2 protein-coding genes are annotated in these 1,313 nt (G+C 33.9%); both read left to right on the top strand.

The window, feature by feature from the left end; translation table 11 throughout:
• On the top strand, positions 1 to 573 hold a 573-nt coding region (locus AXA65_RS19975), incomplete at its 5' end, for a hypothetical protein (RefSeq protein WP_165596621.1).
• 3 nt (positions 574 to 576) lie between these two features.
• Positions 577 to 1,313: DUF2931 family protein (locus tag AXA65_RS17230; protein ID WP_117590509.1), on the top strand; the 737-nt coding region annotated here is incomplete at its 3' end.

Consider the following 1,313-nt stretch of genomic DNA (forward strand, 5'->3'; position numbering starts at 1 on the left):
TATAAAGCAAAAGAAACTACCGAAATTACTTGGGAAGATTTCAAAAGCGCCAACAATATGGGAGATGTGACAAGGGAATTCTATTTAAAATCAATTACCAAAAGTAAATACCCAATACCATTAGGAAAAGTAGAAAAATACGGGAAGCAATATGATTGGAAACCCAAAATACAATACGAGGATAAAAAAACACCAGAAAAAATAGAAACTTTAAAATATTATATAGAATACTTCAATGGTGGCTATGAAAGTATATATGCTTTATACGAGAAAGAAAATGTTTTTAAATTAAGGAATATTCCAAAAACAGTTATATTCGAATTTAACATTGGTACATTAAATTATGGTGGAGGCTTTGACTTACAGGAAGATGACGTATTCAAAGCGTATTCTGAACTGGGAAGCGAGGATAAAACTCAATTAGAAATGGTTGTGATTTTAGATAAGACGAATAAAATCTCAAGAATTGTATTGCGAAATGATTTACACGAATATGTTTTAGATTGCAAAGATGTTCAATTAGGAGTTGGTGAAATTGAAACCGAAATAACTCCATTAACAGAAACAGATTAAATTATGGCAAAAACATTTGTTTATGATAAAGCAGTAGCGCTAAAATCAAGCGATGGCAGAAATATTACTTTGAGCGTTTTTTTTGATGGTACCCAAAATAATAAAACCAATACAGAAATTGCTGAGAAACGACGAAAACAAACCCATTTTATAAAACTAAAATCCTGCTTTTTGCTATTGTTTTGTTTGATGCAATTCGTCTCTTGCCAAGAAAAAAAATACGATAACATGACAGAAGCAGAAAAAGCCGCCGTGCAACAAGAGATCTATGATCGCCCAAGCGAAATTTGGCCCACCAATAAAAATTCTAATGGCGAATATTACTACACGACCAGTCTTTGCAGTTTTCCGGGTTATATTTCCGAAAATGCAGGCAGTCATTTTGTAACCGGAAGTGAATCTGTAGGTTTTCTAACAATGGAAAATGGTGTTTGGCCGCAAACTACAAGTTCCGCACTTAATGATGAATACCATCCATTACCAAAGAAATTATATGTCGCCTACTTTTCCGCAGCTGAAGACAAATTTTACGAGGGGCTTTTCGATTTACCCTATGATAGAATAAAGGAGGAGTTGGATAAAATATGGAGGGCATATCCCAACAGATCGCTTTATACAAAGGACAAATATGATAGATATCAAGAGTTAATTGTAGGTGTTGCGCCACAAGGAGATGTAGTAGTTTGGTTGTCTTCTTCTTCTCAGCAATTGGTTATAGGCACTTATAAAGCAAAAGAAAC

Origin of the sequence: Chryseobacterium sp. FP211-J200 (assembly GCF_001643375.1) — a bacterium.
Taxonomy (GTDB): Bacteria; Bacteroidota; Bacteroidia; order Flavobacteriales; family Weeksellaceae; genus Epilithonimonas; species Epilithonimonas ginsengisoli.